The organism is Pelagibacterium nitratireducens, from assembly GCF_037044555.1.
Taxonomy (GTDB): domain Bacteria; phylum Pseudomonadota; class Alphaproteobacteria; order Rhizobiales; family Devosiaceae; genus Pelagibacterium; species Pelagibacterium nitratireducens.
On sequence record NZ_CP146275.1, the window covers coordinates 2,660,336 to 2,676,000 of the forward strand.

General features: G+C 61.5%; 13 protein-coding genes. 8 read left to right on the forward strand and 5 right to left on the reverse strand.

Going from position 1 to position 15,665, the window contains the following annotated elements:
* Positions 1–85: 85 nt before the first annotated feature.
* The 3 genes from V6617_RS13125 to yjfF are packed head-to-tail and all read left to right on the forward strand — an operon-like array spanning position 86 to position 3,599.
* Positions 86–1,603: a sugar ABC transporter ATP-binding protein gene (locus tag V6617_RS13125; RefSeq protein ID WP_338607408.1), complete on the forward strand. Its 1,518-nt coding sequence runs from the start codon at positions 86–88 to the stop codon at positions 1,601–1,603.
* Positions 1,600–2,613 (forward strand): ABC transporter permease, encoded by a 1,014-nt coding sequence (locus V6617_RS13130; protein WP_338607409.1) that lies wholly within the window; start codon positions 1,600–1,602, stop codon positions 2,611–2,613. The genes V6617_RS13125 and V6617_RS13130 overlap by 4 nt, the downstream gene beginning before the upstream one ends.
* Positions 2,610–3,599, forward strand: a complete 990-nt coding sequence (gene yjfF, locus V6617_RS13135) for a galactofuranose ABC transporter, permease protein YjfF (RefSeq protein WP_338607410.1) — start codon at positions 2,610–2,612, stop codon at positions 3,597–3,599. The genes V6617_RS13130 and yjfF overlap by 4 nt, the downstream gene beginning before the upstream one ends.
* Before the next feature lie 146 nt (positions 3,600–3,745).
* On the opposite strand, the gene V6617_RS13140 is transcribed toward yjfF, so the two are convergent.
* Complete coding sequence (locus V6617_RS13140) at positions 3,746–4,060, reverse strand: GNAT family N-acetyltransferase (RefSeq protein ID WP_338607411.1); 315 nt, start codon at positions 4,058–4,060, stop codon at positions 3,746–3,748.
* A 413-nt stretch (positions 4,061–4,473) separates the two neighbouring features.
* Here V6617_RS13140 and V6617_RS13145 point away from each other — a divergent pair, with 413 nt between their 5' ends.
* The 3 genes from V6617_RS13145 (at position 4,474) to V6617_RS13155 (ending at position 7,790) form a co-directional block, all read left to right on the forward strand.
* Positions 4,474–4,905, forward strand: a complete 432-nt coding sequence (locus tag V6617_RS13145; protein ID WP_338607412.1) for a universal stress protein — start codon at positions 4,474–4,476, stop codon at positions 4,903–4,905.
* A gap of 82 nt (positions 4,906–4,987) precedes the next feature.
* Positions 4,988–6,565, forward strand: coding sequence for an alanine/glycine:cation symporter family protein (locus V6617_RS13150; RefSeq protein WP_338607413.1), 1,578 nt, complete (start codon positions 4,988–4,990; stop codon positions 6,563–6,565).
* 265 nt (positions 6,566–6,830) lie between these two features.
* Positions 6,831–7,790 (forward strand): beta-1,6-N-acetylglucosaminyltransferase, encoded by a 960-nt coding sequence (locus V6617_RS13155; RefSeq protein WP_338607414.1) that lies wholly within the window; start codon positions 6,831–6,833, stop codon positions 7,788–7,790.
* 114 nt (positions 7,791–7,904) lie between these two features.
* On the opposite strand, the gene V6617_RS13160 is transcribed toward V6617_RS13155, so the two are convergent.
* A complete protein-coding gene (locus V6617_RS13160; protein ID WP_338607415.1) occupies positions 7,905–8,309 on the reverse strand; it encodes a MerR family transcriptional regulator in 405 nt (134 codons plus the stop codon).
* 79 nt (positions 8,310–8,388) lie between these two features.
* On the opposite strand from V6617_RS13160, the gene V6617_RS13165 reads away from it, so the two are divergent.
* The gene (locus tag V6617_RS13165; RefSeq protein WP_338607416.1) at positions 8,389–9,378 is read left to right on the forward strand and encodes an SDR family NAD(P)-dependent oxidoreductase; all 990 of its coding nucleotides are present in this window, start codon (positions 8,389–8,391) and stop codon (positions 9,376–9,378) included.
* A gap of 27 nt (positions 9,379–9,405) precedes the next feature.
* Here V6617_RS13165 and V6617_RS13170 read toward each other — a convergent pair whose 3' ends face one another.
* The 3 genes from V6617_RS13170 to V6617_RS13180 all read right to left on the reverse strand — a co-directional run bounded on the left by V6617_RS13170 (position 9,406) and on the right by V6617_RS13180 (position 12,596).
* A complete protein-coding gene (locus V6617_RS13170; protein ID WP_338607417.1) occupies positions 9,406–9,789 on the reverse strand; it encodes a VOC family protein in 384 nt (127 codons plus the stop codon).
* Between the two features lie 120 nt (positions 9,790–9,909).
* Positions 9,910–11,805: a glucose/sorbosone family PQQ-dependent dehydrogenase gene (locus tag V6617_RS13175; RefSeq protein ID WP_338607418.1), complete on the reverse strand. Its 1,896-nt coding sequence runs from the start codon at positions 11,803–11,805 to the stop codon at positions 9,910–9,912.
* 152 nt (positions 11,806–11,957) lie between these two features.
* Positions 11,958–12,596 carry a type VI secretion system-associated protein TagO gene (locus V6617_RS13180; RefSeq protein WP_338607419.1) on the reverse strand — a complete coding sequence of 213 codons (639 nt, stop codon included), beginning with the start codon at positions 12,594–12,596 and terminating at the stop codon, positions 11,958–11,960.
* Positions 12,597–12,751: 155 nt separating this feature from the next.
* On the opposite strand from V6617_RS13180, the gene V6617_RS13185 reads away from it, so the two are divergent.
* A complete protein-coding gene (locus tag V6617_RS13185) occupies positions 12,752–15,655 on the forward strand; it encodes an insulinase family protein (protein ID WP_338607420.1) in 2,904 nt (967 codons plus the stop codon).
* The last annotated feature ends 10 nt before the right edge of the window (positions 15,656–15,665 follow it).

Below are 15,665 nucleotides of genomic sequence, written 5' to 3' on the forward strand. Positions count from 1 at the left end.
CCCACACCTCGCCCGAGGCGAAACAGAGGTCCGATGAGGAGCGCGGCGCCCGCTCTTACGGCCAATGTCCAAATACGAGACCCTTATGCCCCAACCCGCCCCCATCCTCGCCGCCTCGGGAATTGCGAAATCCTTTCTCTCCCACAAGGTCCTCGACGAGGTCGGCATCGAACTGTTCCCCGGCGAGGTTCATGCCCTGCTCGGCGAGAACGGCGCGGGCAAATCGACCCTGATCAAGATCCTCACCGGCGCCTACACCCATGACGCCGGCACCATCACGCTCGATGGCGCCCCCATTCATCCGCGCGATACCCGCCACGCGCAGGAAATGGGCATCGGCACAGTCTATCAGGAGGTCAACCTCCTCCCCAATATGAGCGTCGCCGACAATCTCTATATCGGCCGCCAGCCCATGAAATGGGGACTGCTCGACACAAAAAAGATGCAGCGCGACGCCCGCGCCCTCCTCTCCCGCTACGATCTGAAAATCGATCCCGGCGCCCAGCTCGACAGCTTTTCAGTCGCCGTCCAGCAGATCGTCGCCATCGCCCGCGCCGTCGATATTTCGGGCAAGGTTCTGATCCTTGACGAACCGACCGCGAGCCTTGACCAGCACGAGGTCGAAATCCTGTTCGAGATCGTCCGGCAGCTCAAATCCCAGGGCATGGCGATCGTTTTCATCACCCACTTCCTCGATCAGGTCTATGACATCGCCGACCGTGTCACGGTGCTGCGCAATGGCCGCCGCGTCGGTTCGCGCCCCATCGAAGGGCTAGGCCGCATGGACCTTGTCACCATGATGCTGGGCGAGGCGCTCGAACACGAGGACGCCATGCGCATCGGGGTCACCCGCCAGCCCGGCGAACTTTACGCCTCGTTCAAGAACTATTCGCTTACCGGCAAGGCTGCCCCGTTCGATCTCGATCTGCACAGGGGCGAAATCGTTGGCGTTGCGGGCCTCCTCGGGTCGGGCCGCACGGAAATGGCGCGCCTGTTGTTCGGCATCGACAGGCCCGACAGCGGCCAATTGACCGTCGCGGGCCAGCCCGCCACGCTGCGCGAACCGCGCGACGCCATTGCGCTCGCCTTCGCCTTTGCGCCGGAGGATCGCAAGCTCGACGGCATCGTGGGCGATCTCACCGTGCGCGAAAACATCATGCTGGCGCTCCAGGCCCATCGCGGCTGGACCAGGCCCATGAGCCGCACCGAACAGGCCGAGTTGGCCGATCGCTACATCAAGGCGCTCGATATCCGCTGCACCGGCCCCGAACAGCCGGTCAAATTCCTTTCGGGCGGCAATCAGCAAAAGGTGGTCCTCGCGCGCTGGCTGGCGACAAATCCCAAGCTCCTGATCCTGGACGAACCCACCCGCGGCATCGACGTCGGCGCCCACGCCGAAATCATCAAGATGATCAACAGGCTGTGCGATGACGGCATGAGCCTGTTCGTCATTTCCTCCGAGCTCGACGAAATCACCGCCTATTCCTCCCGCGTTCTCGTCCTGCGCGAGCGCGCCATAGCCGGGGAGCTGACGGGCGAGGCAATCAACACCAAGGCGATCATGGAAATGATCGCCAGCGAGCCCGAGGCAAGGCCCCAATGACCCGCTCGATCTTTTCGGTCGTCAAACCGCAATTTGTTGCGCTGATCGCCATCCTGCTCATCAACTGGATCCTGTTTCCCGGGTTCTTCAACCTCTTCATCCGCGATGGCCGGGTCTATGGCTCGCTGATCGACGTGCTCAATCGCGGCGCCCCGGTCGCCATTCTGGCCATCGGCATGACCGCCGTCATCGCCACGCGCGGGGTCGATCTTTCGGTCGGGGCGGTGATGGCCATTGCCGGGGCGGTCGCCGCCACAATGGTGCAGGGCGATGGCAATGCGCTCATTGTCGTGGTTGGCGCCGCGCTCGGCGTCGGGCTTCTGTGCGGGCTGTGGAACGGCGCCCTTGTCGCCGTGCTCGGCCTGCAGCCGATCATCGCCACTTTGATCCTCATGGTCGCCGGGCGCGGCATCGCCCAAACCATCACCGAAGGTTTCATCGTCACCTTCAACGATCCGGGCCTGATCTTTTTAGGCTCGGGCTCCATCCTCGGGCTGCCGACCCCCATCATCATCATGTTGGTCCTTGCCCTCATCACCACACTGGTCATGCGCCTGACAGCTTTGGGCCTGTTCATCGAATCGGTCGGCATCAACCGTTCGGCCTCGTCCTATGCGGGCCTGCGCGCCCGTTCGCTGCTCATTGGGGTTTACGCCTTCGCCGGCTTCTGCGCGGCCATTTCCGGCATCATCGCCGCCGCCGACATTCGCGGCGCGGATGCCAACAATGTGGGGCTCTGGCTCGAACTCGATGCCATTCTCGCCGTGGTCATCGGCGGCACATCGCTGATGGGTGGGCGGTTTTCCATTCCCATGTCGGTGATCGGCGCGCTGATCATTCAGGCCATGAACACCGGCATTCTGGTCTCGGGCTTCCCGCCCGAATTCAACCTTCTGGTCAAGGCCGCGCTCATCATCATCATCCTGATCGTCCAATCGCCGCTGGCCGGTCGCCTCTGGCACTTCGCCACCCGCTCCCGCACCAAACGCCCTGAGGTCAGCTCGAGATGAACCCACGCTACTGGCCGCTGATCGCCACCATCACCATTTTCGTCCTCGCCTATGGGCTGGCCGTCATGCAGTTCCCGGCGCTGTTTTCCACGCGCGTTCTGGGCAATCTCCTGACCGACAACGCCTTTCTCGGCGTCGCTGCGGTCGGCATGACCTTCGTCATTTTGTCGGGCGGCATCGATCTGTCGGTGGGCTCGGTCATCGCCTTTTCCTCGGTGCTGATCGCGGTGCTGGTCACCCAGCTCGGCATCCACCCCCTGCCCGCCTTCGCCATAACGCTCTTGGCCACCACCCTGTTCGGCGCGTCGATGGGCGCCATGATCCATTATCTGGAAGTCCCGCCCTTCATCGTCACCCTGGCCGGCATGTTCCTGGCGCGCGGGCTGACGTTCCTGCTCACCCAGGATTCGATCTCGGTCAGCCATGATTTCTACACCTGGGTGCGCCAGTTCTATTACGTCATGCCCGGCGGCGGGCGCCTCACCTTCAATGGCGGGCTGATGCTTTTGGTCTTTGCCATCGGCATCGTGGTCTGCCACCGCACCCGGTTCGGCGCTTACGTTTATGCGCTGGGCGGAAATGCCCAGTCCGCCGCCCTGCTCGGTGTCCCCGTGGCCCGCACCACCATCGGGATTTATGCCGTTTCGAGCTTTCTCGCCGGGCTCTCGGGCGTGGTCTATTCGCTCTACACCTCCTCGGGCTACCCGCTGGCCGCCGTCGGTGTCGAACTCGATACCATCGCCGCCGTGGTCATCGGCGGCACGCTGCTGTCGGGCGGGTTCGGCTTCATGCTCGGTTCGCTGGTTGGCGTCTTCATCCAGGGGATGATCCAGACCTACATCGTTTTCGACGGGACGCTCTCGAGCTGGTGGACCAAGATCGTCATCGGCGGATTGCTGTTCGGCTTCATCGTCCTCCAGCGCGTCATCATCGCCGCCTCCAAACGCGACTGGCGCAAAAAGAAGGTGGAAGCCGTCCGGGCGTAGAGCGCCTGCCCTGGCCCCCGACACCGCCAACCCTTCCCTGTCACCCCGGCCCTGAGCCGGGGTCCAGTACACTCGGCGGCTATGACCGAACCACTGGCTCTGCCGGTCACCGGATCCCGGGTCGAGCCCGGGACAGCGAGGGGGTGTTACCGGTTTTTTATTCCCGCATCGTACCCCCGCACCACATCCTGCCATTCGGGATGGCGTTCGATCTGGGCCTTGGCGAACGGGCACAGCGGGATGATCTTGACCCCCTCGGCGCGCGCGTCCTCGATGCCGCGCAGCACCAGCGCCTCGCCCACCCCGCGTCCCCGCAGGGCATCGGGCACGCCGGTATGGTCGATAATCCGCTGGCGCGTGCCCACCATGGTATAGGTCATCTCCGCTTCATGCCCGTCGATGCGGACCACATAGCGCCCCTTGCCCTCACCATCCTCGCGCTCGATGGTAAATTCGCTCATTTGAAAGTCCTTTCAGATCGCCCGGATGGGCGTCGGAAAACAAGGCGGGATAATCGATCCCCCAGGATTTGGCGATGAAGATGCAGAGCCGCGGTCATCGGGTACACTCTTTTCGATTTCAGGAGCCGATTTTGCGCAGGTTGCAAAGGCGAGGGCAAGTCCACGGCCCGGCGCCGGCCTTGTGGAAAACCCGCCGCCGAATGCGTATCGGGCGCCATGATTTCCCCAGCCCGGAGCCCCCCGGATCGATAATTGAAGACTCCTGCGACAATTTGCGCTTAACTTGTCGTTAAGGGGTCAAAATGGGTATGCCGGGCTGTTGCGGATAATAGAAAACCAGATGGCGCCCTGTTGCGGCGCGAAGCCCCCTTCATCCGATCCGTACTTGTGCTGGCGAGTTGAGGGGAAAATGGATGTCGGACATCTATATAGTGGGCTTCGACGGGACCGAAGCTTCGGGGCGCGCCGCTGATCTTGCGGCCGATCTCGCCAAGACCTCGGGGGCCACGCTGCATCTTGTGCTGGTGCTCGAATGGTCACCTTACAGTTTCCTGAGCCAGGAAGAATTGGCCGAGCGTCACAAGCGGCGTGAGGAGGAACTGGTTCGCGCCGCCAAGGTCGTCGAGCCCATTGCCGCAAAATACCGCGCCATGAGCATCACCACCACCCATGAGGTGCGCTACGGCCATGCCGGTGAAATCATATCGGACATCGCCGCATCCTCGGGGGCAAAGCAGATCTTTGTCGGCCGCCAGGGTTCGCGAAAACTCACCGACCGCCTTTTGGGCGGGTTGACCATGGCGCTCGTCCAGATCGCCACGGTGCCGGTCACCGTGGTTCCGTAAGCGGGACACCCAAGACAAAACCAGACTTCGCCCGCGGCCGACGGCAAAACGGCCCGGAGTGAGCGTTCAAGGGGACATTGAAATGAGAAAACTGCTTTTGGCACTGGCGCTGCTGCTGCCGCTGTTCGCCCTCCCCGCCTTCGGGCAGGAAGCGGCCGGGGAGGCCGCTGAAACCGCCGTCGAGGCTCAGGAAACCATCGAGGAAACCACCCGCACCGTCGACATGATGGTCAACGACGCCATTTCGCCGATCTCCAACGCGGTCGTCAGCGTCATCTTCTATTCCGTGCCCATCGCCGGGGTCGACTTCCCCCTCATCGTGGGTTGGCTGGTGGTCGCTGCGACCATCTTCACGGTCTATTTCGGCTTCATCCAGTTCAGGGTGTTCGGTCACGCCATCGCACTTGTGCGCGGCGATTATTCCGATCCCAAGGATGCCGGCGAGGTCTCCCACTTCCAGGCGCTCGCCACCGCGCTGTCGGGAACGGTGGGGCTGGGCAACATCGCCGGGGTCGGCGTTGCCATCGCGGTCGGGGGGCCGGGCGCCACCTTCTGGATGATTCTGGCCGGTCTTCTGGGCATGGCGTCCAAGTTCACCGAGTGCACATTGGGCGTCAAATACCGCAACGAGCTGCCCGACGGGCGCGTCTCGGGCGGTCCGATGTACTATCTGTCCAAGGGCCTGGCCGAGCGCGGCATGGCCGGGCTGGGCAAGTTCTTCGCCATCTTCTTTGCCATCTGCTGCATCGGCGGGGCGCTGGGCGGGGGCAACATGTTCCAGTCCAACCAGTCCTTCCAGCAGCTCGTCAACATCACCGGCGGCAACGATGTCAGCCCGCTCGCCGGCTTTGGCTGGCTGTTCGGCATCATCATGGCGCTGATCGTCGGCGCCGTGATCATCGGCGGCATCAAGTCGATCGCCAAGGTCACAGAAAAGATCGTGCCTCTCATGGGCGTTCTCTATGTGGGCACGGCGCTGGTCATCATCTTGATGAACATCGGCTCGCTCGGCTGGGCCTTCTCCCAGATCATCGGCGGGGCGTTCTCGCCCGAAGGCGTTGCGGGCGGGGCGATCGGTGCGCTGATCCAGGGGTTCCGCCGGGCGGCGTTCTCCAATGAAGCAGGCATCGGCTCGGCGGCCATCGCCCACTCGGCGGTGCGCACCAAGGAGCCGGCCACCGAAGGCATCGTCTCGCTGCTCGAGCCGTTCATCGATACGGTGGTGATCTGCACGATGACCGCGCTGGTCATCATCTTCACCGGCGCGCTGAGCACCGGGCTTACGGGCGTGGAGCTGACATCGGCGGCCTTTGGCGCGCAGTTCAGCTTCTTTCCCTATCTGCTGGCTCTGGCCGTGCTGTTGTTCGCCTTCTCGACAATGCTCAGCTGGTCCTATTACGGGCTCAAATCGTGGACCTATCTGTTCGGCGAGGGCAAGACGAAGGAAAATGTCTTCAAGATCATCTTCTGCGTCTTCGTGGTGATCGGCGCCTCGATGAGCCTTGGCCCGGTCATCGATTTCTCGGATTCGATGATCTTTGCCATGGCCCTGCCCAACATCATCGGGCTCTACCTCTTGATGCCGGTCGTCAAGCGCGAGGTGAACCAGTACTTCGCCAAGATCAAATCGGGCGAGATCAGGAAGGTGAAGGGGCACTGAGCGAGAAAACGCCGGCCTCATAAGAGGGTTGCGAGGGGCGGGACAACACCCGCCCCTTTGCCATTGCATCAGCGCTCCTTGTAACGGCAGCGTCCGATCACCATATATTGCAATACGCTGTGCCGCTCATCGGAGCGCAATTCTGTCCGGCGTTGTCTCTTTGCGATCAGAAATAGATTTGATTGGTTTTCCTGAGACAGGAAACGCAATCGTTGTGCTCCAGGGTTTCGACAGCTGGGGGCGGCGATCTGTAGAGGTACGCCTGATGATCGCCTATTTTGTGCTGGTTCACCGTTATCCCGCGCAGTTCAAACGTCTCTTCAAGGCGATTTACCTGCCTGGCAATCAATATGTCATTCACGTGGACAAGAGTTCGGGCCCTGAGTTGGCAGAGGACATCGCAGCGTTCCTCAAGCCCTATCAGGACGTGGAACTGCTCGAGGCGCAAGATGCCCTCTGGGGTGGATACAGCCTGGTCGATGCAGAACTGCGTGGCATGGCCCGCCTGCTCGAAATGGACGGCCACTGGACCCATTACATCAATCTCTCTGGGCAGGATTTTCCGCTCAAGAGCCAGAATTACATCCGCGAGTTCTTCGCCGCCAATCCCGGCAAACAGTTCATTCGCGCGCTCGATCAGCGCAAGGAACGTCCCGACACTCTCAACCGCATCAGCCATCTCTTCGTCGAAGAGCAGGGAAAGATGACCGCAACCGGCGTTGCCCGCCCGTTCCTGTCAAGCGATACGCCGTTTATTGGGACTCAGTGGAAAGCCGTCACCCGCAGCTTTTGCGAATTTGTCTGTCATGATCCCCGGGCCGACCGGTTCAAGACGTTCTATCGGAACAGCTTCATCGCGGACGAAGCGTTTTTCCAGACCGTGATCATGAACAGCGGCGACCAGGGCATCGTCATGAACGACGATTTGCGCATGATCGACTGGGTTCCCGATGGCGATATCAAGCTGCGCCCGCGCAATTACGGCGAGAAAGATCTCGACCAACTCCAACAAAGCCCCGATCTTTTCGCGCGCAAATTCGATGCAGAGGACGACACAGCAATCCTTTCCCTGCTCGAACGCCATCTGCAATCGCCGGCGGCCAATACTTACCGCATCCCGGCGCCGGCACCCAGGACACCTTCCTATTCGAACACGGTGGACATGGCCTTCGTTGATCGGCCGACCCGTGATGATCGAGTGCACCCGTCGTCATTGACCAACTGATTCCAGTTGTGTCGCCTCTGGCATGAATGCCGGCGTTGGGGGCAAATTGTGCGATTGTTCCCTCGCCAACGGCCCACGCCTTCAAGCTTTCCATGCCTTGACGCTGCGCCGGTTTCAATCGCAACCGTCCGCGGCGGCGTATTTCAGGCTGGGATGCTCGAGTTCGGGTGGATCACCGTGCGAGCCTGCATTGATCCATTCGATTTTCTCATCAAGGTAGCGGGCGAGTCGCAGCAGGTCTTCGCCGCGCGCCCGCAAATCGTCGCGGCGCTCCTTGAGGATTTCGAGCTGGCTCTCGTAAGGGGCATGCAAGACCGCGGAAATTTCCTTGAGCGACATCCCCAGCGCCTGGCCAAACCTGATGACGTCGGCGACCCGGATGTCGGCCTCTGAGAACTCCTGATACGGGTTCCGCCCGCCCCTGGTGCCTTGCTGAGGCGTCATCAGGCCGGCCCGGACGTAATAGCGGACGGTGTCGACGCTGAGCGCCGTGCGGCGGGCAAATTCGGAAATAAGCATTTTCTTCCATTGACCATGGACCTTACTCCTGGGTTACTAGCTGGTCTCCAGTCCCGCCGCAAGGCCAATGGAGATCAGCATGCAACATCAACAGACCGTCATCATCACCGGGGGCAATTCAGGACTGGGCCTGGCGTGCGCCAAAGCTCTTCTAGCCAATTCACCCGACCTGCACGTGGTCATTGCCGCCCGGGACGCAGTGCGGGCCCGCGCTGCGGTCGAAGCGCTGCGGCAGGCAGCGCCGCAGAACGGCGCGAATGTCGAAGCGATGATGCTCGATCTGGCGTCGTTGGCTTCGGTGCGCGCCTTTGCCGAAGAACTGGATCGCCGGCTGGCGGCGGGCAGTTTGCCGCCCGTCAAAGGGCTCGTCTGCAATGCTGGCTTTCAGGGCGCTCGCGGGCTGACGGCAGATGGCTACGAGAGAACATTCGGCGTCAACCACCTGGGCCATTACCTGCTGGTCAATCTGATGCTTCCCCTGCTCGCCCCCTCGGCGCGCATCGCAATCGTGGCCAGCGGCGTGCATGATCGTGCCCAACTGGCGACCCTTCCGTCTGCCCTTGCAGCCACAATGCCCGGTCCGGCATGGAACGAACCCATAAAGCTTGCCCATGGAGAAATGGGTCCCGAGGCCGGAAATGACGATGAAGCCGCCGACCGGGGCCGGCGCTACTCAACCTCAAAGCTTGCCAACATCTACTTCGCCTACGAACTTGCACGGCGCCTTCCGGCTGGTACGACAGCGAACGCATTCGATCCGGGGCTGATGCCCGGTACGGGCCTTGCCCGCGAATATCCGGCGCCGGCCCGCTTTCTGTGGCGGGTGGTGCTGCCCAGGCTCCTGCCCCTCATGCGCCGGCTCGTCACACCCAACATCCATTCCACCACGGAATCGGGCGCAGCCCTTGCCCGGCTCATTGTCGATCCCGCCCTGGAAAACACCAATGGCCGCTACTTTGAAGGCCTGCGGGAAATCCGCTCCTCGACAGAATCCTACGACCCACAAAGGGCCCGGGATCTGTGGGACACCAGCGCTCTTCTGACCGGTCTGGCCCCCGTTCCGGCATAGGGGTCAAGAGCCGTTGACCCTGCTCAGTCAGGCGCTGTTGAGGTGCAAAATGTTCCCGTCGGGGTCCTTGAACCAGACCATCTTGAACCCGCCCGCGCTGTGGATGCCGTCCTTATAATCGACGCCCATATCGGGATAGTGCTCGAAGGTGACGCCCTTGTCGCGCAGGTCGGCGACAATCGCCTCGATATCGCCACCGCAATCGAACACCACCGCGTTGGCCTTGTTGGTACCGGCAAAGTCCGAAGGATAGACGAGCAGGTGGGTGCTGCCGGTCCTGTAGACCAGAACGCCGCCCATTCCGTCCTCCTTTAGGTCGAGGCCGAGTGTTTCGCTGTAGAATGTGCGCGCCCGTTCGATGTCGCTGACCGCGACGATGGCCGACGAAACCTTGTCTTTGAGCTGGGCCATGATGGTTCTCCTGTGTGATTACCCTTCAAGGACGCAGAGTGCAGGACCGTTCCGACACGGACCAAAAAAAAGGCGGGATCGCTCCCGCCTTTCAGAACTGAGGTTCAAAAGCGTTCCGCCTCAGCGGGCCGCCGCAACGTCTTCGGTGGTCAGAATACCGAAATCATTGCCGAACGAATTGCGGATATAGGTGCCGATCTCGGCGATGTCGTCATCGCTGAGCTGGTTGCCGAAGGCGGGCATATAGCCAAAGCCGTGAACGATGGTGTTGGCCACAAAGCCGGCATCGGCGAGTTCGCCATTGCCAGCCAGGACCGCACCGGCGCCACCCTGCCCGGCAGGACCGTGGCACATGGCACAGTTGGCCGCGAATTTGGGCGCTCCCAGATTGGCGACTTCGGCAACGTCGGACTCGCTGGTGATGCCCGTGGCAGCCGCTTCGTCGCCCGAATCATCCTCGGCCGGCGCAGGTTCGTTGCCCGTGTTGGGATCTTCGAACTCGGCCGGGCCCGCTTCAGCCTGCGGGCTCGCGTTGAAGTCGTTGCCTTCGACAACGCCGCCCAGGCCGCCGCCCTCTTCACCATAGGTGAACATCAGGATCGAGCCGGGGTTGTGCAACACCGAGGTGTTGAGACCTTCGCCGAACTTCTGTGCGGCCGAACCGAACGCATCGGTTGCGATGAACACGGTCTTGTTGTCGGGCGAAATGATGACGTCGCGATAGCGGTTCTGGGTCGAGAGCCAGGCTGTCGGCAGGCCATCGGCCTCGGTTCCGTCTTCGCTCAGCGCCTGCACATAGAGCGTGCCGTGCTTGAGGGTCGGGATCAGCACCGAATTGTCCCATTCGGTGATGCCGTCTTCACCCGCGTCGTAATACAGGATCGAGGACGGTGCGATGGTGGGGTCGCAGATATAGCCGCAGATCTCGCCGATCGGATAGTCGTCTTCGACGGCAAAATAGGCAGCCAGCGGATCGACCATGTCGCCTTCGAAATCGCTTTCCTCGAACTGCGGCACGCTGTCGGGCAGCGGGTCGGTATTCTGGTCGACGTCTTCGGGAGCTTCGCTCCAGTTGATGTAGGTGTAAGCCTGATCGTCGATGAAGCCGGACACATTGGGCCAGCCATAATTGCCACCGGGCTCGATGATGTTGAGCTCATCGCCGCTGGCCGGACCGTGCTCGGCCTCATAGAGCGTGCCATCGGGGCCGAACGCGATCCCCTGCGGGTTGCGGTGACCGTAGCTCAGGATGTGGCTCTTGACGCCATCGATCTCGGGATTGTCCTCGGGGATCGAACCATCGAGGTTGAGCCGAAGGATCTTGCCCGAATAGGTGTGCCAGTCCTCGCTCTCGACCTCGTCCTGGGTGGGAAGGGCCTGGGCCAGGTTGGGCCGGCGGAAATTGCGGCCGAAATTGGCGCCCTGTTCACCGATGGAATAATAGATCTTTTCGTCGGGACCGAACACCACGCGACCGGCATTGTGGTCGTTCCAGGCCGGCAGTCCCTCGATCAGGATCATCGGATCGACCAGCTGCTGGAGGTTTTCGTCATAGGTATAGCGCACGATCTGGGCCGAGGGATCGGGCTCTTCGGCAGTGCCGTTGTTGATCGTATAGCCGATATAGACGTAGTCGTTGCCTGTGCCTTCGAGCAATTCGGGATGCAGCGCCATGCCGAGCAAACCCTCATGCTGGGGGCCGGTATAGACGTCCTCGAGAGTGAGGAGCACCTGTTTGGCGCCCGAAACCGGGTCGACACGCGTGACTTCACCGCCGGTGCGCTCGGTCACCCAGATCATGTCATCGGGGCCCCAGCGCAGTGCCCATGGGTTGTCCAGACCGGTGGTCAGCACACGCGAGGAAAACAGCGAATTGTCGCCGCTTTCGATCTCGACCGGCGTCACCTGGGCAGCAACCATGCTCGTGGAAAGCATAAGGGCTGCGGCGACCGCGCCTCCCATTAGAACTTTCGCAATAGGCGCCCTGCCTTCGCGTCCCGTTTGTCGCGTAGCCATGAGCAATCTCCTGTAAATTTTTGAAAATAGTCTGTGAGGATGCGGCCGCGAAACAGTGCGGCTGCCCGCGCAGGAAACGCACATGCGGCCCGCGCGTTCCACAACAATCAGACTTTAGTTCTATCAAACAAATGTGACAATCGCGAACTGCCCTACCACCCGCATGCCTCGCGGACCGGCTGCAGCGCGGCCTCGATTCCCTCGAGCTGAAAACTGACCGTCACCGAACGCTGGGACTGCGGCGTGGCCCGGACCAGAAGGCGCTCGCTCTGTCGCAATTGTCCGATCACCGCCCGGGCGGCTTCCGTCTCGAAAAATCCGACGGCCAGCCGGTCGGGGGCAAGAGCGACCGATTGGGTCCGGGGCGGCTGGCGGTCGTATTGCAGCGTGAGTGCGGCGCTGTTGGATGTGGGAGTGCCCATCGCCGAACCGGCGAAGCCGAACTGCACGGTCGTCTCGCCATCGAGGCACAATATCGTCAGCCGCGCCGGTGCGCGCCCACCGGCCAGGGCGGGGATAAGCTGCTCGGATTCGAGCGTGGCGAACGGCACTTCGGTCCCCTCGATCTGCGAGACCTCGATCCCGCTCGTCCAGAGCCCCTGGTCGGCATCGGTCCGACTGCCGCCGCCGGTAAACTGGCCCGAGCGGAAAATCGAATCATAGCATGCCAGTCTCTCGCTGGCCGGTCCGATGGCGGCACAACGTTCGGGCGACGTCTGGGCCAGAGCGGGCACCGGCGCTGCCGAAAATCCGGCCAACGCCATTATCGCCGCCAACCCAAATCTATTCATCCGCCCGGTCTCCCGCGATATTTCTCATTGTTGGGCAATGTGGTGGCCCCGAACGCTCAAGTCCATACATTTTCACGACATTGTTTGGGGGAGGTTGGCAGCGGCCATGCCCGCTCCTACATTGGCGCACACGTCCCGCCCAAGAGGAGCCCTTCATGCCGCACCATCCCGCCTTTGAGCTGATCGCCGAGGAAAAGATCAACGAGATCAATTCCTTGGCGCGCCATTACCGGCATAAAAAGACCGGTGCGGAAGTGCTTTCGCTCATCAATGACGATGAAAACAAGGTGTTCGGCATCTCCTTTGCCACGCCTCCCCAGGATTCGACCGGTTTGCCCCATATCCTGGAACATTCGGTCCTTTGCGGCTCGGAAAAGTTCCCTGTCAAAAAGCCGTTCGTGGAGATGCTCAAAGGCTCGCTGCACACCTTCCTCAACGCCATGACCTTCCCCGACAAGACGGTCTATCCCGTGGCCAGCCAGAACCTTGCGGACTTCTACAATCTCACCGAAGTCTATATGGACGCAGTGTTTTTTCCGCTCCTGACCCGCGAGACCTTCCAGCAGGAAGGCTGGCATTACGAGATCGAGAACCCGCACGATCCCATGATCTTCAAGGGCGTGGTCTTTAACGAAATGAAGGGCGGGTTCTCATCACCCGACCAGGTCAATTACGCCTACGCCCTGCAATCACTTTTCCCCGATGCGGTCTATTCGAACTATAGTGGTGGCGATCCGCGGGTGATGCCCGATCTCACATACGAACAGTTCAGGGATTTTCACAAACGCTACTATCACCCCTCCAACGCCCAGATCATATTCTACGGCGACGATGATCCCGAAAAGCGGCTCGAACTGCTCGACGCCGTGCTGTCACGCTTTGAAAAAGGCGAGAAAGCACAAGCACATACGCCGCAAAAGCGCTTCGATTCCCCGCGCCGGTTCGAAAAGACCTATCCGGCAGAGGACACCAACAGACGCTCGTCTTTCGTCACGCTCAACTGGATGGTCGATCCCACCGACGACATCGAGGAGCAGCTGGCCCGCACCGTGATGCGCCGTGCGCTGGTCGGCAATTCCGCAGCGCCGCTGCACAAGGCCCTGATCGAATCCGGGCTGGGTGAAGCCATCATCTCGTCGGCCATCGAACTCTCCCAGCCGGTCCTCAATTTCGGGCTGCGCGGCGCCGATGGTGACGACGCCGACCGGATCGAAACGCTGATCCTGAACACCCTCGCCCACCTTGCCGAGCACGGCATTGATGACGCGACCATCGAAGCCACACTCAACTCGCTCGAGTTCGAACTCCGAGAGCAGAACACCGGCGGCTATCCTCGCGGAATCGCTTACTTTTTCGGCGCCCTGAACAATTGGCTCTATGGTCGCGATCCCCTTGACGGACTGCGTTTCGAAGCGGCGCTGGCCAGTCTCAAGACCCGCATCGCGTCGGGCGAGAAGGTCATTGAAAATCTCATCCGAACCACCCTTCTCGACAACCCCCACCGCACCACGCTGGTCCTGCGGCCCGATCCCCAACAGGCAGAGCGCGAGGAAGCCGCCGAACGCGCCCGGCTCGATGCAGCCCGCGCCGCGATGAATGACGACGACGTCGCCGCCGCCATCGAGACAACCAAAAAGCTCAAGGCTCTCCAGAACGCCGCCGACAAGCCCGAGAATCTGGCGAAAATCCCGACCCTGACCGTCGCCGACCTGCCGCGCGAAGGGATGACCATTCCCACCGAGGAGTTGGCCGTGGAGGGCGTGCGAACGCTGGTTCACGACCTCCCCACCAACGGCATCGTCTATCTCGATTTAGGCTTTGATCTCAAAACCTTGCCGCGCGATCTGCTGCCCTATCTGCCCGTGTTCTCCCGGGCGCTCAAGCAGACCGGGACCTCGAGCGCCGATTTCGTCGCGCTCACACAACGCATCGGCCGCTCGACCGGCGGCATCGGGATTTCCCGGATCAATTCGCCCATCCTCGATAGCGCCGAAGCCGCTGCGTTTCTGATGGTCCGTGCCAAGGCCACGTCCGAAAAGACCGGTGAAATGCTTGATATCGTTCACGATATCCTGACAGATGCCCGGCTGGACAATCGTGACAGAATCCGCCAGATCGTCGCCGAAGACAAGGCGCGGACCGAGGCATCCCTGGTCCCCTCGGGCCATCAATACGTCTTCACGCGTCTGCGCGCTGCGCTCCATGAAGCCGACTGGCTGTCCGAGCAGACCGGCGGCGTCACCCAATTGCTCTTCCTGCGCGAATTGGCGCAAAAGATCGATAATGACTGGGCTTCGGTGCAATCAGCACTCGAAGACATCCGCGCTCATCTCATCAACGCCAATGCCGCCATTGCCAATGTGACCACCGATGGATCAGCGTGGCCCGGCTTTGCCGATGAGCTCAAGAGTTTCATCGGACGCCTCCCGCGTCACGATTTCGTCCGCGCCGACTGGTCGCCCCTGCCCCATCCGGCCAATGAAGGACTGACCATTCCGGCTCAGGTCAACTACGTGGCCAAGGGGGTCAACCTCAAGGCGCTCGGCCATGAGCCGTCCGGCGCGCTGTCGGTGGTCACCAAATATCTCGGCACCACCTATCTCTGGGACAAGGTCCGCGTCGAAGGCGGCGCCTATGGCGGGTTCGCAAGCTTCAATCCACTTGCCGACACCTACGCATTCGGCTCGTACCGCGATCCCAATCTGGTGGCTACGCTCGACGTTTACGACGCCGCTCCGGCCTTCCTGCGCAAAGGCGTTTCAAAGGCCGATATCGCCCGTTCCATTATCGGCACGATCGGCGATCTCGATCCCTACCTTCTGCCCGATGCCAAAGGCTACACGGCGCTGATGAGGATCCTTACCGGCGTTACCGAGGACTATCGGCAGAAGCGCCGCGAACAGGTGCTGTCGACTTCGGAAGCCGATTTTGCCAAGGCGGCAGATCTCCTCGACGAAGTGGCCCGCAACGGACACATCGTTGCCATGGGATCGGAAAAGTCCATAACCGCCGCAAACCGCGAGCGGAACGGATTCCTTAGTGTTTCCAAGGTGCTCTGAGGTGTCGGCC